18 protein-coding genes, 1 tRNA gene and 1 pseudogene are annotated in these 25,724 nt (G+C 67.5%); 13 read left to right on the forward strand and 7 right to left on the reverse strand.

Features of this window, described 5'->3' with window-relative positions:
* Positions 1 to 11: 11 nt before the first annotated feature.
* The 3 genes from CSEG_RS06205 (at position 12) to CSEG_RS06215 (ending at position 10,752) form a co-directional block, all read left to right on the forward strand.
* Positions 12 to 7,400, forward strand: a complete 7,389-nt coding sequence (locus CSEG_RS06205) for a hypothetical protein (RefSeq protein WP_013078402.1) — start codon at positions 12 to 14, stop codon at positions 7,398 to 7,400.
* 253 nt (positions 7,401 to 7,653) lie between these two features.
* Positions 7,654 to 9,684 carry an O-linked N-acetylglucosamine transferase family protein gene (locus tag CSEG_RS06210; RefSeq protein WP_013078403.1) on the forward strand — a complete coding sequence of 677 codons (2,031 nt, stop codon included), beginning with the start codon at positions 7,654 to 7,656 and terminating at the stop codon, positions 9,682 to 9,684.
* A gap of 3 nt (positions 9,685 to 9,687) precedes the next feature.
* Positions 9,688 to 10,752, forward strand: a complete 1,065-nt coding sequence (locus CSEG_RS06215; protein WP_013078404.1) for a glycosyltransferase family 61 protein — start codon at positions 9,688 to 9,690, stop codon at positions 10,750 to 10,752.
* 18 nt (positions 10,753 to 10,770) lie between these two features.
* On the opposite strand, the gene CSEG_RS06220 is transcribed toward CSEG_RS06215, so the two are convergent.
* Positions 10,771 to 11,937 carry an acyl-CoA dehydrogenase family protein gene (locus CSEG_RS06220; RefSeq protein WP_013078405.1) on the reverse strand — a complete coding sequence of 389 codons (1,167 nt, stop codon included), beginning with the start codon at positions 11,935 to 11,937 and terminating at the stop codon, positions 10,771 to 10,773.
* A 173-nt stretch (positions 11,938 to 12,110) separates the two neighbouring features.
* On the opposite strand from CSEG_RS06220, the gene CSEG_RS21475 reads away from it, so the two are divergent.
* A complete protein-coding gene (locus CSEG_RS21475; protein ID WP_013078406.1) occupies positions 12,111 to 12,698 on the forward strand; it encodes a methyltransferase domain-containing protein in 588 nt (195 codons plus the stop codon).
* A gap of 167 nt (positions 12,699 to 12,865) precedes the next feature.
* Here CSEG_RS21475 and CSEG_RS06230 read toward each other — a convergent pair.
* Positions 12,866 to 12,941: transfer RNA gene (locus CSEG_RS06230), tRNA-Lys, on the reverse strand.
* An 84-nt stretch (positions 12,942 to 13,025) separates the two neighbouring features.
* Here CSEG_RS06230 and CSEG_RS06235 point away from each other — a divergent pair.
* Together CSEG_RS06235 and CSEG_RS06240 are read left to right on the forward strand one after the other, a co-directional pair.
* The gene (locus CSEG_RS06235) at positions 13,026 to 13,364 is read left to right on the forward strand and encodes an Hpt domain-containing protein (RefSeq protein WP_013078407.1); all 339 of its coding nucleotides are present in this window, start codon (positions 13,026 to 13,028) and stop codon (positions 13,362 to 13,364) included.
* Positions 13,365 to 13,439: 75 nt separating this feature from the next.
* The gene (locus CSEG_RS06240; protein ID WP_013078408.1) at positions 13,440 to 14,267 is read left to right on the forward strand and encodes a TIGR00266 family protein; all 828 of its coding nucleotides are present in this window, start codon (positions 13,440 to 13,442) and stop codon (positions 14,265 to 14,267) included.
* 132 nt (positions 14,268 to 14,399) lie between these two features.
* Here CSEG_RS06240 and CSEG_RS06245 read toward each other — a convergent pair whose 3' ends face one another.
* Both CSEG_RS06245 and gcvA read right to left on the reverse strand, forming a co-directional pair.
* A complete protein-coding gene (locus CSEG_RS06245) occupies positions 14,400 to 14,732 on the reverse strand; it encodes a chorismate mutase (RefSeq protein WP_013078409.1) in 333 nt (110 codons plus the stop codon).
* 48 nt (positions 14,733 to 14,780) lie between these two features.
* On the reverse strand, positions 14,781 to 15,737 hold the full coding sequence (gene gcvA, locus CSEG_RS06250; RefSeq protein ID WP_013078410.1) for a transcriptional regulator GcvA: 957 nt from the start codon (positions 15,735 to 15,737) through the stop codon (positions 14,781 to 14,783).
* 231 nt (positions 15,738 to 15,968) lie between these two features.
* Here gcvA and cobA point away from each other — a divergent pair, with 231 nt between their 5' ends.
* From cobA to CSEG_RS06275, 5 genes are read left to right on the forward strand one after another with little or no spacing between them, the layout of a single operon-like run.
* Positions 15,969 to 16,835, forward strand: coding sequence for a uroporphyrinogen-III C-methyltransferase (gene cobA / locus CSEG_RS06255; RefSeq protein WP_013078411.1), 867 nt, complete (start codon positions 15,969 to 15,971; stop codon positions 16,833 to 16,835).
* Complete coding sequence (locus CSEG_RS06260; protein WP_013078412.1) at positions 16,832 to 17,197, forward strand: DUF2849 domain-containing protein; 366 nt, start codon at positions 16,832 to 16,834, stop codon at positions 17,195 to 17,197. The genes cobA and CSEG_RS06260 overlap by 4 nt, the downstream gene beginning before the upstream one ends.
* A gap of 6 nt (positions 17,198 to 17,203) precedes the next feature.
* Positions 17,204 to 18,862, forward strand: coding sequence for a nitrite/sulfite reductase (locus tag CSEG_RS06265; protein WP_013078413.1), 1,659 nt, complete (start codon positions 17,204 to 17,206; stop codon positions 18,860 to 18,862).
* Positions 18,846 to 19,352 carry a DUF934 domain-containing protein gene (locus tag CSEG_RS06270; RefSeq protein WP_013078414.1) on the forward strand — a complete coding sequence of 169 codons (507 nt, stop codon included), beginning with the start codon at positions 18,846 to 18,848 and terminating at the stop codon, positions 19,350 to 19,352. Before CSEG_RS06265 ends, CSEG_RS06270 begins: the two co-directional genes overlap by 17 nt.
* The gene (locus CSEG_RS06275) at positions 19,352 to 20,086 is read left to right on the forward strand and encodes a phosphoadenylyl-sulfate reductase (RefSeq protein ID WP_013078415.1); all 735 of its coding nucleotides are present in this window, start codon (positions 19,352 to 19,354) and stop codon (positions 20,084 to 20,086) included. The genes CSEG_RS06270 and CSEG_RS06275 overlap by 1 nt, the downstream gene beginning before the upstream one ends.
* Here the strand turns inward: CSEG_RS06275 and CSEG_RS06280 are convergent.
* Positions 20,083 to 21,567, reverse strand: a complete 1,485-nt coding sequence (locus CSEG_RS06280) for a serine hydrolase domain-containing protein (protein ID WP_013078416.1) — start codon at positions 21,565 to 21,567, stop codon at positions 20,083 to 20,085. The genes CSEG_RS06275 and CSEG_RS06280 overlap by 4 nt on opposite strands.
* A gap of 64 nt (positions 21,568 to 21,631) precedes the next feature.
* On the opposite strand from CSEG_RS06280, the gene CSEG_RS06285 reads away from it, so the two are divergent.
* Positions 21,632 to 22,132, forward strand: coding sequence for a PadR family transcriptional regulator (locus tag CSEG_RS06285; protein WP_013078417.1), 501 nt, complete (start codon positions 21,632 to 21,634; stop codon positions 22,130 to 22,132).
* On the opposite strand, the pseudogene CSEG_RS06290 reads toward CSEG_RS06285, so the two are convergent.
* Together CSEG_RS06290 and CSEG_RS06295 are read right to left on the reverse strand one after the other, a co-directional pair.
* Positions 22,133 to 24,317, reverse strand: a pseudogene (locus CSEG_RS06290) (acylase).
* A 94-nt stretch (positions 24,318 to 24,411) separates the two neighbouring features.
* On the reverse strand, positions 24,412 to 24,936 hold the full coding sequence (locus CSEG_RS06295; RefSeq protein WP_013078418.1) for a 3D domain-containing protein: 525 nt from the start codon (positions 24,934 to 24,936) through the stop codon (positions 24,412 to 24,414).
* Between the two features lie 197 nt (positions 24,937 to 25,133).
* Between CSEG_RS06295 and CSEG_RS06300 the strand changes: the two genes are divergently transcribed.
* Positions 25,134 to 25,721, forward strand: coding sequence for a glutathione S-transferase family protein (locus tag CSEG_RS06300; protein ID WP_013078419.1), 588 nt, complete (start codon positions 25,134 to 25,136; stop codon positions 25,719 to 25,721).
* Positions 25,722 to 25,724 lie beyond the last annotated feature (3 nt).

Consider the following 25,724-nt stretch of genomic DNA (forward strand, 5'->3'; position numbering starts at 1 on the left):
AGGATGGATGTATGCCGGTCTCGAGCCTTTCCGCCGCTCAGATTTCAGCCCTGTCGGTCACCGCGATCCAGGGGCTGACGACGACGGACATTCAGTCCCTCAACGGAACTCAGGTCGCCGCCATCAGCGTCACCGGGATTGGCGCCCTCGCGGACACTCAGGTCGCCGCCCTTAGCGCCACGCAGGTCAAGGCGCTTACCGCGACCCAGATCCCGAAGTTCGCGGCCTCGGTGACGTTCGACGTCACTCAACTCACCCAATTCTCCAGCCAACAGGTCTCGGCCCTGACCTCGACCCAGCTGGCCGGGCTCGACACCTCCCATATCGCCGTCCTTAGCGCCACGCAGATCGGCTCGCTGTCGGCGACGAACTTCTCGGGCCTCGACGCCACCCAGGTCGGGCAACTGAGCGAGACCCAGGTCAAGGGGATTACCGCCAGCCAGGTGAAGGGGCTTTCGACCGCCGACATCGGCGAGTTGTCCGCCACTCAGGTCGGCGCGCTGGCGGGGGACCGTATCGCGGCTCTCTCGACCACCAACTTCTCGGCGCTGGATGCGACGCAGGTCGGGGCGCTTTCGACCACTCAAGTGGCGGCGCTGACGACCACGCAGGTCAAGAACCTGACCACGACCGACGTCGGCGAGCTGTCGGCCGCGCAGGTTGGCGCGCTTTCCGCCGCCCAGCTCGGGGCTCTGACATCCGCCAACTTCTCGGCCCTCAACGCCACCCAGGTGGGCGCTCTGTCGACGACCCAGGTCAAGGGCGTCACGGTCGATCAGATCAAGGGCTTGTCCACCACCGACATCGGTGAGCTTTCCGAAACCCAGGTCGGGGTCCTGAGCGCCTCTCAGATCGGCGCGTTGGTCCCCGCCCAAGTCCAGCAGCTGTCCACCAGCCAGATTTCCGTGCTGTCGGCGAGCCAGGTCGCCGCGCTGGGCGCCACGAACTTCTCGACTCTGGACGCGACGCAAGTCGGCGCGTTGAGCGAAACCCAGATCAAGGGCCTGACGACCTCGCAAATGGGCGGCCTCTCGGCCACCGACGTGGGCGAACTGAGCGCCACCCAGGTGGGGGCCCTGAGCGCGTCTCAATTGGGCGCTCTGAGCACCACGGCCTTCTCCGCCCTGGACGCGACCCAGGTGGGCGCGCTGTCGACCACCCAGATCAAGGGCGTTTCGGCGCCGCAACTCAAGAATCTGACGACCACCGACATCGGCGAGTTGTCCGCGACGCAGGTCGGGGGGCTGGCGGCCAGCCAGCTCGGCGCGTTGAGCGCCGCTAACGTCTCTAACCTCGACGCGACGCAGGTCGGGGCGCTTTCGGCCACCCAGATCAAGGGTCTGACGACGACCCAGATTCAGGGACTCACGACGACCGATATCGGTGAGCTTTCCGAGACCCAGATCGGCGCTCTGACGGTCGATCAGGTCAAGAACCTGTCGACCACCAACCTGTCGGCCCTCAGCGCCACTCAAGTGGGGTCGCTGAGCAATACGCAAATCGCCGGCCTGACGACGACCCAGGTCAAGAATCTGACGACCACCGATATCGGTGAGTTGTCGGCGACGCAGGTCGGTGCTCTGACGGCCGCGCAGGTCGGCGCTCTGACAACCGAGCAGGCCCAGGAACTGACCACGACCCAGATCGGCGGTCTATCGTCGACCCAGGTTGGGGCTCTGTCCACAACGAACGTCAGCCTGCTGAACGCGACGCAGGTCGGCGCTCTGTCGACGACCCAAGTCAAAGGCCTGACGGCCGCCCAGCTGGCCAACCTGAGCGCCACCGACATTGGCGAACTGAGCGAGACCCAGGTGGGGGCGCTGAGCGCTTCGCAAGTGGGCGCGCTGACGGCGAACGGCTTCTCGGCGCTGGACGCGACGCAAGTCGGGGCGCTGAGCGAGACCCAGGTCAAGGGGATCACCGCCACCCAGCTGAAAGGTCTGACGACCACGGACGTCGCCGAGCTGTCGACCACGCAACTGGCCGCGCTCTCGACCGCCCAACTGGGCGCTCTGACGACGACGAACTTCTCGGCGCTGGACGCCACGCAGGTCGGCGCCCTGACCACGACCCAGATCAAGGGCCTGACCTCGACGCTGGTGGGCGGCCTTTCGGCCACCGACGTCGGCGAGCTGTCGGTGACCCAGGTCGGCGCCCTGACCGCCGATCAGATCAAGTTCCTGAGCAACGCCAGCCTGTCGGCCCTGGACGCGACCCAAACCGCGGCCCTGACGCCGACGCAGGTCAAGGGTCTGACGACCACCCAGATCAGCAATCTGTCCACGACGGACGTCGGCGAGCTGTCGGCGACCCAGCTTGGCGCTTTTGGCAACACCCAGCTGGCCGCGCTGGCCATCACCAACGTCAAGGCGCTGTCGACGACGCAGCTGGGCGGCCTCAGCGCAGCCCAGATGGGCGCGTTCTCGTCCACCAACTTCTCGGCGCTGGACGCCACGCAGGTCGGCGCCCTGACCGAAACCCAGATCAAGGGCCTGACGGCCACCCAGCTGGGCGGTCTGAACGCCACCGACCTTGGTGAGCTGTCGGCGACCCAGGTCGGCGCTCTGACGCCGACCCAGGTCGGCGCGATCGCGGCCTTCTCGGCGCTGGACGCCACCCAGGTGGGCGCGCTGTCGACGACCCAGATCAAGGGCCTGACGGCGACCCAGCTGAAGGGTCTCACGACCACCGACATCGGCGAACTGACCGAGACCCAGGTCGGCGCTCTGACGCCGGCGCAAGTGGGCGCGCTGAGCACGTCGGGCCTCTCGGCGCTGGACGCCACCCAGGTTGGCGCGCTGTCGACGACCCAGATCAAGGGTCTGACGACCAGCCAGCTGTCCAACCTGACGACCACCGACATCGGTGAGTTCTCGACGACCCAGATCGCGGCCCTGACGGCCGACCAGGTCAAGTCGCTCTCGGTGGCCGGTCTCTCGGCCCTCGACGCGACCCAGGTCGGCGCCCTGACCAATTCCCAGGTCGCGGCCTTGACGACGACCCAACTGAAGGGGCTGTCGGTCACCGACGTGGGCGAGCTGACGGCGACCCAGGTCGGCGCGCTCGCGGCGGCGCAGGTCGGCGCCCTGACCTCGACCCAGGTTCAGGAACTGTCGGTCACCCAGATCGGCGGCCTGTCGGCCACCCAGATCGCGGCGATCAACACCACGAACTTCGGGGTCCTGAACGCCACCCAGATCGGCTCCCTGAGCGCCACCCAGGTCAAGGGCCTGACGGCGGGCCAGCTGGCCGGCCTCAACACCACCAACATCGCGGCTCTGTCGACGACCCAGGTGGGCGCGCTGAGCGCGTCTCAAATCGGCGGCATGGGCGCGACGGGCTTCTCGGCGCTGGACGCGACCCAAGTCGGCGCTTTGAACGAGACCCAGGTCAAGGGCCTGACGGCCACCCAGCTGAAGGGTCTGTCGACCACGGACATGGCCGAGCTGTCGACCACCCAGCTGGCCGCGCTGTCCTCCGCGCAGATCGGCGCTCTGGCGCCGGCTAACTTCTCGGCGCTGGACGCGACGCAGGTCGGCGCCCTGACCACGACGCAGGTCAAGGGCCTGACCTCGACCCAGCTCGGCGGTCTTTCGACGACGGACATCGGTGAACTGTCGGCGACGCAGGTCGGCGCCCTGACCGCGGATCAGATCAAGTATCTTTCCGCCGGCAACCTGTCCGCCCTGACGGGGACCCAGGCGGCGGCCCTGACGACCGCCCAGGTCAAGGGTCTGACGACCACCCAGATCGCCGGCCTCTCGACGACGGACGTCGGCGAGCTGTCCGACACCCAGCTGTCGGCCCTCTCGGCCCAACAGGTCGCGGCTCTGAACGTCGCCGATCTGACGGCGACCCAGATCAGCGGGCTCAGCTCGACCCTGATCGGCGCGCTCGGCTCGGCCAAGTTCTCGGCGTGGGACGCCACCCAGGTGGCCGCCCTCAGCGAAACCCAGATGAAGGGCCTGACGGCCTCGCAACTGAGCGGTCTCAGCGCCACCGACATCGGTGAGCTGTCGGCGACCCAGGTCGGCGCTCTGACGCCGACCCAGGTCGGCGCGATCGCGGCCTTCTCGGCGCTGGACGCCACCCAGGTTGGCGCGCTGTCGACGACCCAGATCAAGGGCCTGACGGCGACCCAGCTGAAGGGTCTGTTGACGACCGACATCGGCGAGCTGTCCTCGACCCAAGTCGGCGCCCTGACGCCGACCCAGGTCGGCGCGTTGAGCACGGCCGCCTTCTCGGCGCTGGACGCGACGCAGGTCGGAGCTCTGTCGACCACCCAGGTGAAGGGCCTGACCTCCACCCAGCTGTCCAACCTGACGACCACCGACATCGGTGAGTTCTCGACGACCCAGATCGCGGCCCTTACGGCCGACCAGGTCAAGTCGCTCTCGGTGACCGGCCTCTCGGCCCTGGACGCGACCCAGGCGGGCGCCCTGACCAACACCCAGGTCGCGGCGCTGACGTCGACCCAGCTGAAGGGTCTGTCGGTCACCGACGTGGGCGAGCTCTCGGCGACCCAGGTCGGCGCGTTGACGGCGCTGCAAGTCGGCGCTCTGACCACGACCCAGGTTCAAGAGTTGTCGGTCACCCAGATCGGCGGCCTGTCGGCCGCCCAGGTCGGCGCTCTGTCCACGAATGTCGCGCAGCTGAACGCGACGCAGGTCGGCGCGCTGTCGACGACCCAAGTGAAGGGCCTGACGGCGACCCAACTGGCGAACCTCGACGCCACGAACATCGGCAACCTCAGCGAGACCCAGGTGGGGGCGCTGAGCGCTTCGCAAGTGGGCGCGCTGACGGCGAACGGCTTCTCGGCGCTGGACGCGACGCAAGTCGGGGCTCTGAGCGAGACCCAGGTCAAGGGGATCACCGCCACCCAGCTGAAGGGTCTGACGACCACGGACGTCGCCGAGCTGTCGACCACGCAACTGGCCGCGCTCTCGACCGCCCAACTGGGCGCTCTGACGACGACGAACTTCTCGGCGCTGGACGCCACGCAGGTCGGCGCCCTGACCACGACCCAGATCAAGGGCCTGACCTCGACGCTGGTGGGCGGCCTTTCGGCCACCGACGTCGGCGAGCTGTCGGTGACCCAGGTCGGCGCCCTGACCGCCGATCAGATCAAGTTCCTGAGCAACGCCAGCCTGTCGGCCCTGGACGCGACCCAAACCGCGGCCCTGACGCCGACGCAGGTCAAGGGTCTGACGACCACCCAGATCAGCAATCTGTCCACGACGGACGTCGGCGAGCTGTCGGCGACCCAGCTTGGCGCTTTTGGCAACACCCAGCTGGCCGCGCTGGCCATCACCAACGTCAAGGCGCTGTCGACGACGCAGCTGGGCGGCCTCAGCGCAGCCCAGATGGGCGCGTTCTCGTCCACCAACTTCTCGGCGCTGGACGCCACGCAGGTCGGCGCCCTGACCGAAACTCAGATCAAGGGCCTGACGGCCACCCAGCTGGGCGGTCTGAACGCCACCGACCTTGGTGAGCTGTCGGCGACCCAGGTCGGCGCTCTGACGCCGACCCAGGTCGGCGCGATCGCGGCCTTCTCGGCGCTGGACGCCACCCAGGTGGGCGCGCTGTCGACGACCCAGATCAAGGGCCTGACGGCGACCCAGCTGAAGGGTCTCACGACCACCGACATCGGCGAACTGACCGAGACCCAGGTCGGCGCTCTGACGCCGGCGCAAGTGGGCGCGCTGAGCACGTCGGGCCTCTCGGCGCTGGACGCCACCCAGGTTGGCGCGCTGTCGACGACCCAGATCAAGGGTCTGACGACCAGCCAGCTGTCCAACCTGACGACCACCGACATCGGTGAGTTCTCGACGACCCAGATCGCGGCCCTGACGGCCGACCAGGTCAAGTCGCTCTCGGTGGCCGGTCTCTCGGCCCTCGACGCGACCCAGGTCGGCGCCCTGACCAACTCCCAGGTCGCGGCCTTGACGACGACCCAACTGAAGGGTCTGTCGGTCACCGACGTGGGCGAGCTGACGGCGACCCAGGTCGGCGCGCTCGCGGCGGCGCAGGTCGGCGCCCTGACCTCGACCCAGGTGCAGGAACTGTCGGTCACCCAGATCGGCGGCCTGTCGGCCACCCAGATCGCGGCGATCAACACCACGAACTTCGGGGTCCTGAACGCCACCCAGATCGGCTCCCTGACCGAAACTCAGGTCAAGGGCCTGACGGTGGGCCAGTTGGCCGGCCTCAACACCACCAACATCGCGGTCTTGGCCACGACACAGATCGGCGCTCTGAGCTCGACCCAGATCGCGGGCTTCGCACCGAGCGGCCTCTCCAACCTTGACGCCACCCAGATGGGCGCGCTGAGCACGAACCAGGTGCGTGGCCTGACGGCCACCCAGCTGAAGGGGCTGACGGCGACGGACATCGGCGAGCTGACGGAGACCCAGGTCGGCGCTCTGACGGCGCTGCAGATCGGCGCTCTGGCGCCGGCGAACCTCTCGGCGCTGAACGCCACCCAGATGGCGGCCCTGAACGAGACGCAGATCAAGGGTCTGACGACCTCGCAGATCTCGAGCCTCACCACCACCGACATCGGCGAACTGGCCAACACCCAGATCGCGGCGATGGCCGGCAGCCAGCTGGCGGCTCTGAACACCACCAACCTGTCGGCGTTGACCGCGACGCAGGTGGGGGCGATCACGACCACCCAGATCAAGAGCCTGACCGTCGACCAGGTGAAGGGCCTGTCGACGACCGACATCGGCGAACTGTCCGAGACCCAGGTCGGGGCGCTGACGAATAGCCAGGTCACGGCTCTGTCCACGGCGCAGGCGCAGCAACTGAGCGTGACCCAGGTCGGCGCCCTGAGCAGCGCGCAGTTGGGCGCTCTGACGTCCACCGCGTTCTCGAGCCTTGATGCGACCCAGGTCGGCGCTCTGTCGTCGACCCAGGTCAAGGGCCTGACGTCCACTCAGCTCGGCGGCCTGAACACCACTGACATCGGCCAGTTCGTCGATACGCAGATCGCCGCCCTGAGCATCCTGCAACTGGCGGCTCTGTCGGCGGCCAACGTCTCGGCGCTTGACGCCACCCAGACCGCGGCGCTGTCGGCGACCCAGGTTAAGGGCCTGACGTCGACCCAGCTGAAGGGCCTGTCGTCGACGGACGTCGGCGACCTGTCGTCCACCCAGCTGGGAGCTTTGACGAGCACCCAACTCGGCGCTCTCTCGACGACGGTGATCGACAGCCTGACGACCACCCAGGTCGGCCAGCTGCAGCCGAGCCAACTGAGCGGCCTGTCCGCGACGCAGCTCGACTACCTGTCGACCACCAACATCGCGAACCTGACCACCACCCAGGCCAACGCCCTGACCCAAACCCAGGTGCAAAGCCTGAACGACGCTCAGATCGCGGCCTACCTGACCGTGAGCTGATCCTGGCCGCCGCTCGCGCCAACGCGCGCGAGCGGCGATCGCTCTCAAGCGGATCGGATCGAGGTGCGCGCGGTTAGGTCGCGTCCTTCTTAAGTATCTGACTTCAAATATACTTTTGTGGTTTATGGGGTTGTGCTCGACCGGTCGCCTGTAGGGCATTGGTTGGGCCTAGAGCCTCGTGCCATGATCATGCCGCGCGACTCGCGCCGTGCTTACCCGCGCCTGTCCGTCGCTTACCGGTATCAGGAAGACTATGGCCGACCTCGACACGCTGGACCTGCTCAGCAAGCTAACCGCCGAGGGCTGTTCGCTCGGCGATTTGATCAACATGGCCGTGGAGCTGAGCCAGGCGGGCAAGCCCCAGGTGGCGGACCAGGCCTATAAGATCTGGGCGCGGTTCAACCCCGACCACCCCCAGCTATGCGTGGCGCTTTTCAATCGATCGGTGTTGCAGTCGGCGCTCGGCGACAATTCAGGCGCCGCGGCGTCTCTGGAGCAGGCGATCGCGCTGAACCCGGATTTCATGCCGGCCTATGTGAACCTGGGCGGGCTGCAGGAGAGGGCGGGGCTCGGCGAGTTGGCCATCGCCACCTGGGAGGCTGGAGCCAACCGACCCGCCACCATGAACGGCATGGCGGTCGCCTACGCCTTCACCTGCCTCAAGCAGATCGCCCGCCTGCTGGGCGACCTCCATCAGCCGGCGCGCGCCGAGATGGCGCTACAGCGCGCCGCTGACATCGATCCGCACGCCATGGACGTGATCGGTCAGCTGGTGGCCACGCGTCTGTCGCAGTGCAAGTGGCCGATCCTGGCCCCTTCAGAGCGCGTTAGCCGCGAGACCCTCCTCAGAGGCGTCAACCCGCTGTCGATCGCCGCCTATACCGACGACCCGCTCTTGCTGCTGGCGGCGGCCAACACGTTCATCGAACGCGAGGCGAAAGCCACGCCCGAACAGGTACGCGTCGATCGCCGCGACGCGCCGATCGACCTGAGCGGTCGCCGCCCCCGGATCGGCTACATCTCGTCCGATCTGCGCGATCACGCCGTCGGCTATCTGATGGCCGAGCTGTTCGAGGTGCACGACCGGGAGAAGGTCGAGGTCTTCGCCTATTATTGTGGTCCGGAGTCCAGCGACGGCTTGAACACCCGCATCCGCGCGGCGGTGGAGCACTTCATCGATATCCGCCCGATGAGCGACGACGAGGCCGCCCAGCGCATCGTCGACGACGGCATCGACATCCTGGTCGACGTCAACGGCCACACACGCGACGCCCGGACCGCCGTCTTCGCGCGCCGACCGGCGCCGATCCTGGTCAATTGGCTGGGTTATCCGGGGACGATGGGCAGCGACTATCACCACTACATCGTCGCCGACCCGTGGATCATCCCGCCGGAGATGGAGCACTACTACTCCGAGGCCGTGCGCCGAATTCCCTGCTACCAGCCCAATGATCGACGCCGAAAAGTCGAGGAGGCCTGCCCGAGCCGGGCCGATGCCGGCCTGCCCGACGACGCCTTCGTCTTCTGCTGCTTCAACGGCGTTCAGAAGATCACGCCGCACATGTTCGATCGCTGGATACAGATCCTGAAGCGCACGCCCGGCAGCGTCCTGTGGCTGCTGGACAGCAATCCGGAGGCCAACGCTCGCTTGCGCGATTCCGCCGAGGCGAAAGGCGTCGATCGCACGCGCATCGTTTTCGCGCCGAAGCTCCAGAACGCCTACCACCTGGCGCGCTACCGCCTGGCGGACCTCTTCCTGGACACCACGCCCTACGGCGCGCACACGACCGCGTCGGACGCGCTTTGGATGGCGGTGCCGGTGCTGACCTGGTCGGGCCGCAGCTTCGCCTCGCGAGTCTGCGGAAGCCTCGTCCGCAGCGCGGGTCTGCCTGAGTTGGTGGTCGACAGCGGCGAGGCCTATGTCGAGAAGGCGGTTGAGATCGGGGCCGACCGCGAGAAGGCGCAGGCCCTGCGCGCGACGCTTGAAGCCAATCGCGACACCTGCGTGCTGTTCAACATGGACCTGCTAGCGTCGAGCCTGGAGACGCTCTACGGCGAAATGATCGCCGAGTATCAGTCCGGCGGACGTCCCAGCCCCGACCTCGCCAATCTGGACGTCTATATGAGCGTGGGCCTGGAACTGGACCAGGATGAGCGTGAAATGCAGGCGGTGGACGACTACGAAGGCCTCTATCGGGCCGCTTTGGCCCGCCGTCACAAGGTCAGGTCCGTCCCGGCCGACAACAGGATCTGGACGCCGGAAGCGCGCCAAGAAGCGGTCTAAGACATGCGCGTCTTTCCGCCGATCTATCCCTGGAACGCTTTCGACAGCCGGCGTTGGATGGAGGCGTCTCGCACGCCCGTCATCCCGCGGATCCCGTCGCCGAAGAACCTCGTCGTACACGCCGATTCCGAAGAGATGCGGCATCGGCTGATGTCGGAGTTCGACCACGTCCACTTCGAGCGGGTGGGGCGTCTCGAGGGCGAATTCGTCAGCAGCGACACGGGCCTGCTGCTGTTCGACCGCGCCGGCGCCTGCCTCCAGGCGAACTTTCCTGGCGGTAGCTCCATGGCGTCGACATTGACGTTCACCGAGGCCAACCAGCCAGGTCTCTGGGACTACACCCAAACCTTGAGAGATGACTGGGACGCCCTGCCTCTGATCGAGAACGCGGCGGTCTTTAGCCACATCTACAGCGGCAACTATTATCACTTCTGCTTCGAGCTCCTGCAGAAGTTCCGGCTCATTCAAGGGTTCGACGTCAGGGTCGTGGTGATGCCATCCCCGATCTACCACAATGGCGTCTTCCGCGAGATGATCTCAAAGGCTCTGGGCGATCGCCTGCTGTTGCCGGCGTCCGAGGTGGCCCGGCTCAAGAACCCGATGCTCGTCGAGGCTTGGCAGTCCGACGAAGGCTTGCGTTGGCTGAGGGCGCTTGTCGGAAAGAGCCTGCCGGCGGAGGGGCGCCGCTACTATATCCGCCGCAACCCCCTCAAGCCCCGCCGGGGCAACAATATCGCCGAGACCGACGCCTTCCTGGCTTTCCTGGAGCGGCATGGGTTCACGACGATCGACTTCGGCAACGGCGAGCTTTCGTTGTCCGAGCAGATCGACAAACTGCAGGGGGCGTCGTTCGTGCTCGCCGCGCATGGCGCCGGACTGACCAACCTGGCCTATCTGAAGGGACCGGCCCGCATTGTCGAGGTCTTCAGCCGGGCGGTGATCTCGACCTCCTTCATCCGTGTCTCCGATGCTCTGGATCTGGAGCACCACGCGATCATCGCCGAGACGCTGGACGAGCAGGGCGACATCCTGGTCGATTGTGATCTGTTGGAAAGCCTGGTGGCCTGACGGAGAGCCGCGGACCTGTCAGTAGGACCGCGGCAGGCCGAGCACGTGCTCGGCGACATAGGCCAGGATCAGGTTCGTCGAGATCGGCGCCACCTGGTAGAGGCGCGTCTCGCGGAACTTGCGCTCGATGTCGTACTCCTCGGCGAAGCCGAAGCCGCCGTGGGTCTGCAGGCACATGTCGGCCGCCGCCCAGGAGGCCTCGGAGGCCAGCATCTTGCCGATATTGGCCTGCTCGCCGCACGGCTGGCCGGCGTCGTAGCGGGCGGCGGCGTCGTAGATGGTCAGGCGCGCGGCGTGGGCCTGGGCGTAGGCGCGGGCGATCGGGAACTGCACGCCCTGGTTCTGGCCGATCGGCCGGCCGAAGACGACGCGGCTGTTGGCGTAGTCCCGCGCCTTGCCGATCAGCCAGGCCGCGTCGCCCAGGCACTCGGCGCCGATCAGGATGCGCTCGGCGTTCATACCATCGAGGATGTAGCGGAAGCCCTTGCCTTCTTCCCCGATCAGGCTGTCGGCGGGGATGACGAGGTTGTCGAAGAACACCTCGGTCGTGGCGTGGTTCAGCATGGTGGCGATCGGCTTGATCGTCAGGCCGTTCCCCTTGGCGGCGCGCATGTCGACCAGGAAGACCGACAGGCCGTCGGCCTTGCGCGCGACCTGGTCCTTGGGCGTGGTGCGGGCCAGCAGGACCATCAGGTCGGAATGCTCGGCCCGGCTGGTCCAGACCTTCTGGCCGTTGATGACATAGGTGTCGCCGTCGCGCCGGGCGAAGGTCGAGATCGAGGTGGTGTCGGTGCCGGCCGTGGGCTCGGTGACGCCAAAGGCCTGCAGCCGGATCGAGCCGTCGGCGATCCGGGGCAGCCAGGTCTCCTTCTGCGCTCGAGAGCCATGCCGCAGGACGGTGCCCATCGTGTACATCTGGGCGTGCAGCGCGGCGGCGTTGCCGCCGCTGGCGTGGACCTCCTCCAGGATGGCGGCGGCCGCCGTCAGGCCGAGCCCGGCGCCGCCGTAGTCCTCGGGGATCAGGACGCCCAAGAGACCCGCCTGGGTCATCGCCGCCACGAACGCGGTCGGATAGGCCTTCTCGCGGTCCAGGCCGCGCCAATAGGCCGGCGGAAAATCGCGACAGAGCGCCCGCACGGTCTGGCGCAGGGCTTTGATCAATTCGGGATCGGCGAGGGCGGACATGCGGGCAGCTTCGAGGCTTGCAAGGGACTCGTCCAGCATCCCGTTAAGTCAGTGTCGGGCGCCGATGGAGGACGTTTTGCCGCGGACCCGCCGGCGGCTCTCCATTGACGCTCACCCGGCGACCCAACACCCTCAAGCGACGCGCTTCGATTCTCGGGCCCAGGAAACTCTCCATGCCGTATTCCGACACCGTCTTCGACCGCCACGTCGAGTCCCTGATCGGCCGGATGAAGCCCGCCAGCGTTCTCGACATCGGCCCGGGCGCCGGCAAGTACGGGCGGATGATCCAGTCGCTTCGCGCGGAGGGCGTTCCGATCGGTCACCTGGCCGCCATCGAGATCGACAACAGCTATATCGAGCAGTTCGGCCTGCGTGAGATCTACGACGTCATCCAGCTGGGCGACGCCACGACCCTGCCGGACGTCGGTCCGGACGCGTCGTGGGACCTGGTGATCCTGGGGGACGTCCTCGAGCATTTCCGCAAGTCGCGCGGAGTCGACCTCATCGACTATCTCTACTACCGCACCAAATATCTGCTGCTGCTGATCCCCATCGACTACGTCCAGGGCGCGTGGGAGGGGCATCACGCCGAGGCCCACATCTCGACCTGGATCCCCGAGGATTTCGCCCGCTACAAGGCGCGCTGCGTGACCTCCAACGCCGGCTCCGGATGCGAGATCATGCTCGTGCTGATCAACGGCCTCCAGGCCAAGGCCGAGACCGATCTGATCTTCGCGGACGCGGACGTGGAGATCGCTTAGGCCGCGATCGCCGGGCTTGGCCAACAGGCGGCGCAAGGCCCTCAGGGGCGTCGCAAGCGCCTTGTCTCAGGCGCTGTCGCAGCGCAGCACGTGCGGCGTCGCGCGCCCGCGGGGGCGGCTCGCGGCCGCTTGCGCGGCCCCGTCTAAGTCATTGATTTTAGAAGGAATGGTGGGTGTACAAGGATTCGAACCTTGGACCCGCTGATTAAGAGTCAGCTGCTCTACCAACTGAGCTATACACCCATTCGCGGTTCCGAAGCACTTGCGAGCCCCGGCGGCGAGGCGCGGAACATACGCAATGATTTTGGGAGCGCAAGAGCTTTTTTCATGGCCAGACGAGATATTAGCGGAGCCGTGGATTTCGCTTACCTGGAAGGGTTCGCCGCGGGGGATTCCACGGTGATCGACGAGGTGCTGGCGTTGTTCCGGGAACAGGCCGCGCTGTGGACCCCGATGCTGGATCCGGCCCATCCCGGCTGGAAGGATGCGGTCCACACCGTGAAGGGCGCGGCGCGCGGGGTGGGGGCCTTTGCGCTCGGCGAGGCCTGTGAACGCTGCGAGGCGGGCCAGGAGAGCCTGGACGGCGTGCGGACGGCCCTGGACGTCGCGCTGATGGATATCGCCGCCTACGCCCACGAACGGGCGCTGCGCTCCTTGAAGGGCTGACAATCTGACCCAGCTGTAATTGGCGCCGCGGCCAGGGTCTGGCTAGAACGGCGGTTCAGACACGAGGAGACGTCCATGCCTTCCAGCCCCTGGAGCCATCAGCGCAACGCCAGCGTCGCTGACGACATCGATTTCGAGATCAAGGGCGACGACCTGCAGTTCGTCGAGATCGAGCTCGATCCGGGGGAGAGCGCGGTGGCCGAGGCCGGCGCCTTCGTCTGGAAGGACGCCACCGTGCAGATGACCACGGTCTTCGGGGACGGCTCGGCCGACCAGGGCGGCGGCTTCATGGGCAAGCTGCTGGGCGCGGGCAAGCGTCTGGTCACGGGCGAGAGCCTGTTCACGACCGTCTTCACCCACACGGGTTCGGGCAAGGCGCGCGTGGCCTTCGCCTCGCCGACGCCGGGCTCGATCCTGCCGCTGAATCTGGCTGAGCTGGGCGGGACGCTGATCTGCCAAAAGGACAGCTTCCTGGCCGCCGCCCGCGGCGTGTCGATCGGCCTGCACTTCCAGAAGCGGATGATGACCGGCCTGTTCGGCGGCGAGGGCTTCATCATGCAGCGCCTGGAAGGCGATGGCTGGGTGTTCGTGCAGATGGGCGGCGCCCTGGTCGAGCGCGAGCTGGCGCCGGGCGAGGAGCTGCACATCGATACGGGCTGCGTGGCGGCCTATACGCCTAGCGTCGACTTCGACCTCGTCATGGCCGGCGGCGTGAAGAGCGTGCTGTTCGGCGGCGAAGGCCTGTTCTTCGCGCGCCTGCGCGGTCCGGGGAAGGTCTGGATCCAGTCGCTGCCGTTCGCGCGTCTGGCCGGCCGCATGCTGCAGGCCGCCAACCACCAGGGCGGCAACCAGGGCGAAGGCTCCATCCTGGGCGGCCTGGGGCGCATGATCGACGGGAACTGATGATCGCGTCCTTCTCCCCTTGCGGGAAAAGGTGTCAGCGAAGCTGACGGATGAGGGGTTTCTCGGCGTCGCCGCGGGACCCCTCACCCGGTCCTTCGGACCGCCCTCTCCCGCAGGGGGAGAGAGAAAGGCTTACGAGCCCTTCGTCCGGTCCCAGCTGTCGTATTCGTAGGCGATGCAGCGGTCGATCAGCGTGCGCCACACCGGTTCGGCGATCGCTTCGGAGAGGCCGGACGCGCGAGCGGCCACCTTGACCTTCTCGACCACGTCCTCGATCCGCGCCTGGTCAAAGACCTTGGAGCGGTCCGGCTTGATCCGCGCGGCCGCGTCCATGTAGCCCTGGCGCTCGGTCAGGAGTTGGACCAGGGCCCGGTCCAGGGCGTCCACGCCCTGACGCACATCGGCCATGGTCTGGCAGTCGGCGGGCGCAAGACGCGCGTCGACCGTGAGAGTCGTCGTTTTCATGGGCCTCTTAAAGCCGGTTCCGGTGACAGAAACCAGAGCCGCGAAAGGCTAAATGCCCGAGCCGTTGTCCATGGTCTGCAGAGCCGCTTCGTGCGCCTCCGCCTCGGCCTTCAGCCAGTTCACGAACGCCTTGACCTGCGGCAGGCGACCCTTCGCCTTGGGGTGGACGACGTAGTAGGCGAAGTCCACGGCGGTGGAGGCCTCGAACGGGATCACCAGGCGCCCGGCGTCCAGATCGGCCTGGGCCAGCGTGCGCTTGGCCAGCGCGATGCCGCGACCGTTCGCGGCGGCCTCGATCACCAGGCTCGACTGGTTGAAGCGGGGACCCCGCGCGCCATCGACGCCCTTGATCCCGCGCGCCGCCAGCCACATCGCCCAGTCCGGGCAGCTGTCGTCGGCGTCGGGCGAGCCGTCGTGCAGCAGGATGTGGTGAGCCAGGTCCTCCGGGCGCTCGAGGGCGTTCTGCTCCAGAAGCTCGGGGCTCGCGACCGGCACGACGGTCTCGTGCAGCAGGCGGACGACCTCAAGCCCCGGATAGCGGCCCGATCCATAGCGGATGGCCATGTCGACCTCGCCGGTGGCGAAGTCCACGACCTCCATGCCGGCCGACAGCCAGACATCGACTTGCGGATGGGCCTGCTCGAACTTGCCCAGGCGCGGCACCAGCCACTTGGCGGCGAACGAGGGTGCGGCGGTCAGGGTCAGGCGGCGGCCGTCGACGGCGGCGGTCAGCAGGCTGGCGGCCTCGGCCAGGCGGTCGAAGGCCTCGCGCAGGGCGGGCAGGGCGGTCTGGGCGGCGTCGGTCAGCAGCAGACCCTTGGGCGTGCGCTTGAACAGGGCGGCGCCGACATAGTCTTCCAGGTTCTGGATCTGCTGGCTGACCGCGCCCGGCGTCACCGACAGCTCGTCGGCGGCGCGGCTGAAGTTCAGGTGCCGCGCGGCCGCTTCGAACGCGCGCAGGGCGTTCAGGGGCGGCAGGCGGCGGCGCTCGTTGGGTCTTTCCATAGTTTTACTGAACGCCCCGGCAGAAGTCCTTGTTTGCGAATTGGCCTCTTCGGGCCGAGTTTGCAAGCGTTCGCTGGCGGATTGGCCCTTTTCGCCGGCTTACACCGTGGGGTGGCCTCCGAGGCCACCCCACTAATTTTCAAGGTTTTTGGCCGGGGTCGTCTTTAGGGGCGACCCCGTCTTGCATTCCACCGTCTTATTCCAAGTGCGCTGATAGAGGTTCTAAAACCCATGGCTCGCCAGCCGCCCCGAAACCGGAAGCCTGGCCTCGTCGTTATCGGCGGGACGCGGGCTCAGCGCGCCTTGGGCGCGGTGTGGCTGGTCGGGGCGGGCCCCGGCGATCCGGACCTCCTGACTTTTCGCGCCTTCAACGCCCTGCGCGCCGCCGATGTCGTGGTCCACGATGGCCTGGTCTCCGAAGAGATCCTGGACCTCGCGCCCAGCCGCGCGCGGCGGATCAATGTCGCCAAGCGCAAGTCGCGCCACACCCTGCCGCAGGACGACATCAACCAGCTGCTCGTGGCCCTGGCCCTCGACGGTCTGACCGTCGTGCGCCTGAAGGGCGGCGATCCGTTCCTGTTCGGCCGCGGCGGCGAGGAACTGGCCGCCTGTCGCGAGGCTGGGGTCGAGTGCCATGTGGTCCCAGGCGTCACCGCCGCCCTGGCCGCCAGCGCCAACGCCGGCGCGCCCCTGACCCATCGAGGCAGCGCCCAGGCGGTCACCTTTGTCACCGGCCATGCGGCGCACGGAGAACCGGATCTGGACTGGACCGCCCTGGCGCGTCCCAACCAGACCGTCGTCGTCTATATGGGCGTCTCGACCGCCGGCCTGATCGCCGAGCGCCTGATGGCGGCCGGCCGCGCCGGCTCGACCCTCGCCCTGATCGTCGAGAACGTCAGCCGCGCCGACGAGCGCCGGGTCCTGACCACGCTGGCCGGCCTCGCAGAAGCCGCCCAGGGCGTGAAAGGCCCCGCGCTGCTGATGGTCGGCGAGGCGATGGCCATGGCTCAAGAGAGTTCAGCCCCGCTCCGCCAAGGCGAGAGCGAGGTTTCGGAATGGCTCCCCGTCATGGCGGGGACGAGCGGAGTTACCGAGTGAAAGCGATCACCGCCAACCGCCTGATCGACGGCGAGGTCGTGTTCTGGAAGTCGGGCCAGTGGGTGGACCGCTTCGGCGACGCCCAACTGTTCGACGACCACCACGCCGCCGATGTCGAGGCCGCCGTCGCCACCGGCAAGGGCCAGCCGACCGTGGTGGTCGACGTCTATCCGATCGACCTCGTCCAGTCCGAAGGGCGCTGGGTGCCGCTCAGCTATCGCGAACGCATCCGGGCGCTCGGCCCCTCCAACGAACCCACGCACGGCAAGCAGGCCGAGGGCGGCGACGTTATCGAGGCCCTGCGCCATGCCGCGGGCGCGGCGCGCTCGACCGGCCGCGTCGATCTGATCCGCAGGAAGTAGGGCGGCATGTACCAGTACGATCTCATCGACAAGGAATTCCTGGCCGACCGCTCGGCCGAGTTCCGGAGCCAGGTCGCCCGCCGCCTCTCGGGCGAGCTGACCGAGGACCAGTTCAAGCCGCTGCGGCTGATGAACGGCCTTTATCTGCAGCTGCACGCCTACATGCTGCGGGTGGCGATCCCCTACGGCTCGCTGAACCCGACCCAGGCTCGCCGTCTGGCGCAGATCGCGCGCGACTACGACAAGGGCTACGGCCACTTCACCACGCGCCAGAACATTCAGTTCAACTGGATCAAGCTGAAGGACGCGCCGGAGATCCTGGACAAGCTGGCGGAGGTGGATCTCCACGCCATCCAGACCAGCGGCAACTGCATCCGCAACACCACCTCGGATCCCTATGCCGGCGCGACGGCCGAGGAGGTCGACGACCCGCGCGTCTGGTGCGAGGTGATCCGCCAGTGGTCGACGCTGCACCCGGAATTCTCGTTCCTGCCGCGCAAGTTCAAGATCGCCATCACCGCCTCGGCCAAGGACCGCACGGCGGCCAAGGTCCACGACATCGGCTTGCTGATGCGCAAGGGGCGTGACGGCCAGCTGGGCTTCGAGGTGATCGTCGGCGGCGGGCAGGGGCGTACGCCTTATGTCGGCCCGACCATCAAGCAGTTCCTGCCGACCGACCGGCTGCTGAGCTATCTGGAAGCGGTCCTGCGCGTCTACAACCGCCACGGACGCCGCGACAACATCTACAAGGCCCGGATCAAGATCCTGGTCGCCGCGCTGGGCGCCGAAGAGTTCGCCCGCCAGGTCGAGGAGGAGTGGAGCAAGATCGACGCGGTCCGCGCCGACCTGCCAGCCTCGGAGCTGGCCCGTATCCGCGCCGCCTTCGCCACGACGCCGTTCGAGACCCTGCCGGCCCGTTCGGAAGCCTTCGAGACCGCCAAGGCCCACGATCCGGCCTTCGCCCGCTTCGTCCGCAACAATGTCCGCGCCCACAAGCAGCCCGGCTATGCGATCGTCGAGATCTCGCTGAAGGCGCAGGAGCAGACGCCGGGCGACGCCTCGGCCGACCAGCTGGACGTCGTCGCCGATCTGGCCGAGCGCTACGGCTTCTCGGACCTGCGCGTCACCCACGCCCAGAACCTCGTCCTGCCGCACATCAAGCTGGACGATCTGCCGACCGTGTTCGCGGCGCTGCAGGCGGCCAACCTGGCGACGCCCAACATCGACCTGGTCAGCGACATCATCGCCTGCCCGGGCCTCGACTACTGCGCTCTCGCCAACGCCCGCGCGATCCCGATCGCCCAGGACATCGCCCGCCAGTTCGCCGATCTCGATCGCGCCGAGCAGGTCGGCGAGCTGAAGATCAAGATCAGCGGCTGCATCAACGCCTGCGGCCACCACCACGTGGCCCACATCGGCATCCTGGGGGTCGATAAGAAGGGCGAGGAATTCTACCAGCTGTCGCTGGGCGGCTCGGGCGCCGAAGACGCCTCGATCGGCAAGATTCTGGGCCCGGCTCTGCCGGCCGACAAGGTCGCCACCGCCGTCGACCAGCTGGTCGGCGCCTATCTCACCGTCCGGACCGACGGCGAGCGCTTCCTCGACACCTATCGCCGCGTCGGCCTCGAGCCCTTCAAGGAGGCTGTCTATGCCCAAGCTGATTGAGCTGGTTGAAGGCCAGGCGCGCTGGGTTGAGGACACGTTCGTCTTCGTGGCCGACGAGGACGCCTTGCCCGAGAGCGGCGACGTGATCCTGTCGCTGGCGCGTTTCGAAGCCGAGGGCGACGCCCTGCTGGCCTCAAACAGCCGCCGCGTCGGCGTGCGCATCGAGCCCGACCAGGAAGTCGAGGTCCTGGCCTATGATCTGCCGCGCCTCGCGGTGGTCGCCCTGGCCTTTCCGAAATATCGCGACGGCCGCGCCTACACCTCGGCCCGGCTGCTGCGCGAGCGGTTCGGTTACCAGGGCCAGGTCCGCGCCGTGGGGGACGTGCTGCAGGAGCAGGCGGGCTTCATGGTTCGCTGCGGCTTCGACGCGTTCGAGCCCGCCGACGGCGCCACGCCCGAGGTCTGGAGCAAGGCCGCCGACCGCTTCCGCCACGTCTATCAGCGGGGCGCCGACCTGCGGCCGACGGCGTTCGAGGAAAGGGCCTCCTGATGGCCTATGACCAGATCGGTGGAACCGCCGCCGGCCTCGCCGCCCGTCTGGACGCCGAGCTGCGGGAAGCTCATCCGCTGACGGTGCTGCGCGCGGCGCACGACCAGTTTGGCTCGGATCTGGCGCTGGTCTCGTCGTTCGGCGCGGAGTCGGCCGTGCTGCTGCACTTGGCCTCGCAGGTCTCGACGAGCATTCCAGTCCTGTTCCTCGACACCGGCATGCTGTTTGGCCAGACGCTGGACTACCGCAAGACTCTCGCCGCCAAGCTGGGCCTCACCGACGTCCGCGACCTGCGTCCGGCCTATGCCGATCTGGCGACCCAAGACCCCCAATCCGACTTGTGGCGCACCAGCGTCGACGCCTGCTGCAACATCCGCAAGGTGCTGCCGCTGGACCGCGCTCTGGGCGGCTTCGACGCCTGGATCACCGGGCGCAAGCGCTTCCATGGCGGCGATCGTCTGAGCCTGCCGGTGGTCGAGGCCGCCGACGGCAAGGTGAAGTTCAATCCGCTGGCCAACTGGGGCAAGGCCGAGCTCGACGCCTATGTCGCCGAGCACCAGCTGCCGGCCCATCCCCTGGTCGCCCAGGGCTACGCCTCGATCGGCTGCTGGCCCTGCACCCAGCCGTCCGAGGACGGCCGCTCGGGCCGCTGGGCGGGCCAGGAAAAGACCGAGTGCGGCATCCACGTCGCCCGCGCGCCCGGTGTCGCGCCCAACGTGGGCGGGGATATCTAGGGCGTTGCCGACAGGCGCGCGATCGCGGCCTTAGAGTCCGCGTTGTCGGGATTGAGCGTCACGGCCTTGCGGTGCAGGGCCAGGGCGTCCCCAAGCCGCCCGGCCTTCTCCAGCGCCTCGGCATAGCTGTTCCAGACATTGTCGCTGGCCGGGAACAGGGCGGCGTTTACCTTAAAGGCCTCAAGAGCAAGTGGCAGGCGGCCGTCCTCCAGCATCTTGTAGGCCAGGTTGTTGAGGTCGTTCTCGCGCAGCACATAACGCGAGGTGTCGTCGCGCAGGGTCGCCAGCCTGGCGAACGCGGCGTCGGGGCCTTGGGCGCTGAGGGTGCGGGCGTAGATGCGGGCCAGGTTCAGCGGCGCGTTCAGCGGTGGCTCGCCGTCCAGGATGCGCAGGGCCGAGAGCCCGGCCTTGTAGAGGCCTTCGCTGTTGGTGTTATCCAGCACGATCACCGTACGCTTCTCGTCGAGGGCGCGCAGGAAGATGGTCGCGCAGCCGGGCGCGCCGCCTGTGTGCCAGACGACCTTGCCATGAGTGCGATCTTTAAACACGAACCAGCCTAGCCCGTCCTCGGCCGGGCCCATGCCGCCGATGTCAAGCCAGACTGAGACGGGCTGGCCGTCGGCGAGGCGGTCGGGGGTGTAGGCGATCGCCTGGGTCTTGGGCCCCAGCAGCTTGTTGGCCCGTAGCGCCTGGTCGAACTTCAACAGGTCGCCGACAGTGGTCACCACGCCCGCCGCTCCCATGACATTGGACGGCTCGTCCTTAAGTCGGGTCCGAATGGCGGCGTAGCGGGGTTCGTAGTCGTAGGGCGCCGCGCTGGTCGAGGGATGAGCGGCGCTGACGACAGAGGTGTGGGTCATGCCGGCCGGGCGTGCGATGCGGTCGCGGACATAGGCGTCGAAGGTTTGGCCAGACACCGTCTCCACCAGCCGCGCCAGCAGCTGATAGCCGATATTGGCGTACCACCAGCGCTCACCGGGTTTGAGCTTGAAGGCGACCTTGCCGGCTTGCAGGGCCGGGACCAGGTCAGCCTGGCCCATGGGGCGCGGGGCGATGGTCTTGGCATAGGCTCGCATGGACGGCTCGAGGTCCTGGTCCGACATCCCGGAGCTGTGGCTGAGCAGTTGGCGAACCGTGATGGCGGGGTAGGGGAAGTCCTTCAGGTAGCGGGAGATCGGGGAGTCGAGATCGACCTTCCCGCGCTCGACCATCTGCAGCACGGCGGTGGCGGTGAAGACCTTGGATATCGAGGCGGTCTCGAACGCCGTGTCGAGGGTGTTGGCCTTCCCGACCTCAAAGTCAGCCTGGCCGAAGCCCTTGGCGTAGACGACCTTCCCGTCCTGCGCGACCAGCACGGCGCCGTTCAGCCGGCCCTCGGCGGCCAGGTTGTTGTAATAGGCGTCGAGCTTCTCAGTGGGAGTCTCCGCCCGGGCAGGCCCCGCCAGGACGATCGCAGCCAACAGCGCCAACATGGACAGCATGGAGCACTCCGTATATATAATCCGGTTCGGATGGTACGAATAGGTCTATCTAGGGTGCGATGCAATGCTGACCGAACTTGAGGGCGCGGTGCTGTCCGAGATCAGGGATCGCGGCCGCAGGACCGCGTTCCAGGTGCGCGGCGCCTTCAAGAGTTCGCCATCAGTGGAGTGGAGTGGTAGCGCCGGTTCGGTCTACCCCGCCATCAAGCGGCTGGAGGGGGCGGGGTTGATCAGGTCCGAGCCGCTGCCGGGCGGGCGTCGGGCCATGGCGCTGAGGGTGACCGAGGCGGGGGAGGCGGCGCTGGACGCCTGGGCCCGCGACCCGCAGCGGGCGGCGGGTGTGGGGCTCGACCCTTTCCGCCTGCGGTCTGGCATCTGGCTGACGCTGGAGCCGCAGGCCCGGCGCGCGGCGATGCGTGATGTCTCCGAGGCCATCCAGGCGAGCATCGCCGCGCACGAACGCGACCTCGCCGCCGCCGATCCGATCGAGCGGCCGCGCATGCTGCTCGCCCTGCGGCTCCAACGCCTGAGGCTCGACTGGATCGAGGAGACGCTAGCCCAGTAACTACTCCCCCGGCCGATACGTCCGCACCGCGTGCTTCTTCACGTCCTCGGGATAGAAGTAGACGTCCCGCAGGTTGCCGATCGCGTAGCGCGGCGCCTGGTCGTTGAAGTGGGGCGAGGCCGGGTCGCCGCTCTCGCCGCCGGCCGAGATGGCGCGGGCGCGGACCTTTTCGCCGAACTGCACGACCGCCACGAAGCTGTTGCCCAGCGTGCCGTAGTACTTCTTGGTCCCCGGCCAGCGCTTGGCGCCGAACGAGGCCAGCGAACCCCACTGGGCCGAGGTGAAGGGCACGGGGATGCTGGGCTTGGCGTCGTCGAACGTCTGGACGATCGACCCGTCGTTACGCTGGAAGCGGTTGATCTGGCCCCACGGCGTCTTCCAGGAGCCGAAGTCGGTGGTCAGGCGATCCGAGGCCTCGGCCAAGGCGGCCAGCTTCTCGGCGGGCGTCAGCCTGTCGGCCATGTAGTCGTAGGTGTTCAGGCCCTGGGCCTTGGCGGCCGGCGCGGGCCTTGGCCCACATCGCCTCGCCCCAGAACACGGCTAGGGAGGTCTCGGTCGAACGCGCCGACCACTTGCGGTCCCAGGCGCTCAGGGCCGCGACCTGCTGGGCGACCTTGGCCTTCAGCGGATCGCCATCGGGCGTGGCGGCATAGGCCGCTTCCAGGGTTGGGATCAGTCGGGCGAAGGCGGTCAGGTACGGGTCGTAGGCCTTCTCGATCAGGCCGCCGAGGGTCAGGTTCTTGACGTCCTTGAGCACCAGCTCGGCGTGGAGGCCGCGCGGGTTCTCGCCGGCGGTGTCCATGTACTTGGGATAGTCCGCCTTTTTCGGGCTGTAGGGCCCGGCGGCGGTCCAGGGCCAGTTGTTGGTGTTGAAGGCCCAGCCCGTGGGCGGGTTCACCGCCTGGGGGGTCTTGTCGAGCGGCGTCAGGCCCTTCCAGTCCGTCGCGGGATCGGCGCCATCCACCGGCTTCGTATAGTCGAAGCGGTCGTCGCGGATCGGGATGAACTGCGGGTGCAGATAGGCGATCTCGCCCTTGCTGTCGGCGAACAGGGTGTTGTTCGACGAGTTGGCCTTCAGCTCCGCCACCTTCATGAAGCTCTTCAGGTCGATGGCCTTGGTGCGCAGGAACGACTGCTGCAGGGCCTCCACCGGCTTGTTCATCAGGGCGATGCTGATCCACTTGCCGTCGGCCTCGCGGACGATCGGGCCGTGGTGGGTCTTGAAGACGGTGAAGCGCTTCTCGGCCATCGCGCCATCGGCGGCGCGGTAGGGGACGGCGATCACCTCGGTCTTGAGAGGGCGTAGCTCCGAGCCGTATCTGTAGAACCGCTGGCCGTCCTTCTCGACGATCGTCTCGGCGAACTCGTCGACCACGTCGACGCCGCTGGAGGTGTGCATCCAGCCGGCCTGGGCGTTGAAGCCCTGGTAGATGAAGAACTGGCCCCACGTCGTCGCGCCATAGGCGTTCAGGCCCTGGTCGCTGGAGACCTGCATCTCCGAGCGGAAAAAGAAGCTGGTGTGCGGGTTGATCAGCAGCATCGCGTGACCTTCCAGCGTGTTCTTCGGGGCGATGGCGACGCCGTTCGAGCCCTTGGGCTCCTTGAACAGCAGGCCCTTCTCGTCGGCGGTCATGGCCAGTTGGCGCTGGCCGTAGAAGCTTTCGAGCTGGGTGAGAGCCACGCGCTCGATATCGCCGCCAATGCTGCCTTCCGAGAAGCTCAGGGCCATCCAGGGCTCGAAGCGCTTGATGACCTTGGGCTTCACGGCCGGATGCGTGGCTAGGTAGTAGTTCAGCCCGTCGGCCCAGCCGATCATCAGCGCCTTCAGCCAGGCGGGGCTCTTGGCGTAGTCGGCCTTCAGCACCGCCGGATCGATGAAGAGCTTCTGGCGCAGGTCGGCCCAGATCGCCTTCTCGCCCTCCGCCTCGGCGGTGCGGCCGAGAGCGGTCATGAAGTTGGTTTCGACGCGGTTGAAGTCGTCTTCGGCCTGGGCGTAGGCCATGCCGAACACGGCGTCGGCGTCGGTCTTTCCGTGGATGTGGGCGATACCCCAGTCGTCGCGGGTGATCGAGACGGCGGCCGCGCGGGTCTTTAGGCGCGCGAGATCATCAGCGGCCCGGGCCGGTGTCGTGGCGAGGGCCGCGCCCAAGGCCAAGGCCAGAACGCTGATGGACAGATTTCGCATGATCTTCCCCGAACCGCTTCACGCGCGTGAGCCGCGATCCAAGCCGAGTTCGGAGATCAATTCCAGTCCGCACCGAGAGGGCGGACGCCAACTGCTATTGCGGCGGGCAGCCCTTGAATTCGCCGACCTTGCTGACCGACAGGCTGGAGAGGTCGATGCCGCGCAGGGTCTTCATCGACGCGGCGCCGAAGCCGCTGAACAGGTCGAGCTTCAGGCCCTTGATCGCCCCGCCGATGTCGGAGGCGTACCAGTAGCCGTCGTGCTTGCCGCCGTCCGGCATCGGCAGGCCGACGGTTTCCTTGATGAAGATGACCGTGCGGCGCGGGATCACCTTGGGATCCACGGCGACGGTGCGCATCGCGGCGACCTTGCAGCCCAGCGAGTCGAACGCCCGAATGCCTTTGGCGCCGGCGTGATACATCGTCGCCCGCATCTTGTACTCGACCGAACCGGGCAGGGCGCCGCCGCCCAGGGCCGTGCTGATCAGCTCGCCCAGCGGATCGACGCGCTGCGTCTGGGCGGACGCGGAGTCCTGCTCAGGAGCGGCGTTGGCGAGGGCGGGAGCGGCGAATGCGGAGATGACCGCGGTGGCCAAAATTCCGGCGAGCTTGCGTCGCATCGAGGGTGTCCTCTTATCGGCGTGTCTGTCGGGCGGGGTCTGGATAGTCCGATCACGGCCTCGTGACAACCCCGGACCCCACCCATCGCGGGTGCGGGTTCGCCCGATGAGCGAAAAACAGGCATGGATTCAGCGGCTTGAAACTTGGCCGTTTCCCGTCGATTTTCCCCGCTGCGACAGCCTTACGGACGGAACCCATGGCGATGCGGATCTACGGCGACTCGATTTCGGGCAACTGCCTCAAGGTGAAGTGGGTCGCCGAGCGCCTCGGCCTGGCGTTCGATTGGATCGAGACCAGCGTCCTGACGGGCGAGACGCGGACGCCGGCGTTCCTGGCGTTGAACCCGGCCGGGCAGGTCCCGCTGGTGATCCTGGACGATGGCCGACCGTTGTCGCAGTCCAACGCCATCATGCTGCATCTCGCCGAGGGATCCTCGCTGATTCCGGGCGATCCCTATGCGCGCGCCAAGATGCTGGAGTGGTTGTTTTGGGAGCAGTACAGCCACGAGCCCTATATCGCCGTGGCGCGGTTCCAGATGCTATATCTCGGCAAGCCGCCTGAAGAGCTCGAGCCGAAGCTGACGGAGAGAGGCGGGCAGGCCCTGGCCAGGCTCGAAACACAGCTGCAACAATCGCCGTTTCTGGTCGGCGAGAATGTCACGCTGGCGGACGTGGCCCTGGTCGCCTACACCCGCGTGGCGCATGAGGGCGGGTTCGACCTTGCGCTCTTCCCGGCCGTGAAGGCCTGGGTCGGGCGGACCGAAGTCGCCCTCGGCATTGTTTGATCC

This window comes from Caulobacter segnis ATCC 21756 (genome assembly GCF_000092285.1).
GTDB lineage: Bacteria > Pseudomonadota > Alphaproteobacteria > Caulobacterales > Caulobacteraceae > Caulobacter > Caulobacter segnis.

Excerpts from the sequence above, each read along its gene's own strand:
- CSEG_RS06205 (WP_013078402.1), top strand. The coding sequence starts at position 12 with ATGCCGGTCTCGAGCCTTTCCGCCGCTCAGATTTCAGCCCTGTCGGTC.
- CSEG_RS06210 (WP_013078403.1), top strand. The coding sequence starts at position 7,654 with ATGGCCGACCTCGACACGCTGGACCTGCTCAGCAAGCTAACCGCCGAG.
- CSEG_RS06215 (WP_013078404.1), top strand. The coding sequence starts at position 9,688 with ATGCGCGTCTTTCCGCCGATCTATCCCTGGAACGCTTTCGACAGCCGG.
- CSEG_RS06220 (WP_013078405.1), bottom strand. The coding sequence starts at position 11,937 with ATGTCCGCCCTCGCCGATCCCGAATTGATCAAAGCCCTGCGCCAGACC.
- CSEG_RS21475 (WP_013078406.1), top strand. The coding sequence starts at position 12,111 with ATGCCGTATTCCGACACCGTCTTCGACCGCCACGTCGAGTCCCTGATC.
- CSEG_RS06235 (WP_013078407.1), top strand. The coding sequence starts at position 13,026 with ATGGCCAGACGAGATATTAGCGGAGCCGTGGATTTCGCTTACCTGGAA.
- CSEG_RS06240 (WP_013078408.1), top strand. The coding sequence starts at position 13,440 with ATGCCTTCCAGCCCCTGGAGCCATCAGCGCAACGCCAGCGTCGCTGAC.
- CSEG_RS06245 (WP_013078409.1), bottom strand. The coding sequence starts at position 14,732 with ATGAAAACGACGACTCTCACGGTCGACGCGCGTCTTGCGCCCGCCGAC.
- gcvA (WP_013078410.1), bottom strand. The coding sequence starts at position 15,737 with ATGGAAAGACCCAACGAGCGCCGCCGCCTGCCGCCCCTGAACGCCCTG.
- cobA (WP_013078411.1), top strand. The coding sequence starts at position 15,969 with ATGGCTCGCCAGCCGCCCCGAAACCGGAAGCCTGGCCTCGTCGTTATC.
- CSEG_RS06265 (WP_013078413.1), top strand. The coding sequence starts at position 17,204 with ATGTACCAGTACGATCTCATCGACAAGGAATTCCTGGCCGACCGCTCG.
- CSEG_RS06270 (WP_013078414.1), top strand. The coding sequence starts at position 18,846 with ATGCCCAAGCTGATTGAGCTGGTTGAAGGCCAGGCGCGCTGGGTTGAG.
- CSEG_RS06275 (WP_013078415.1), top strand. The coding sequence starts at position 19,352 with ATGGCCTATGACCAGATCGGTGGAACCGCCGCCGGCCTCGCCGCCCGT.
- CSEG_RS06280 (WP_013078416.1), bottom strand. The coding sequence starts at position 21,567 with ATGCTGTCCATGTTGGCGCTGTTGGCTGCGATCGTCCTGGCGGGGCCT.
- CSEG_RS06285 (WP_013078417.1), top strand. The coding sequence starts at position 21,632 with ATGCTGACCGAACTTGAGGGCGCGGTGCTGTCCGAGATCAGGGATCGC.
- CSEG_RS06295 (WP_013078418.1), bottom strand. The coding sequence starts at position 24,936 with ATGCGACGCAAGCTCGCCGGAATTTTGGCCACCGCGGTCATCTCCGCA.
- CSEG_RS06300 (WP_013078419.1), top strand. The coding sequence starts at position 25,134 with ATGGCGATGCGGATCTACGGCGACTCGATTTCGGGCAACTGCCTCAAG.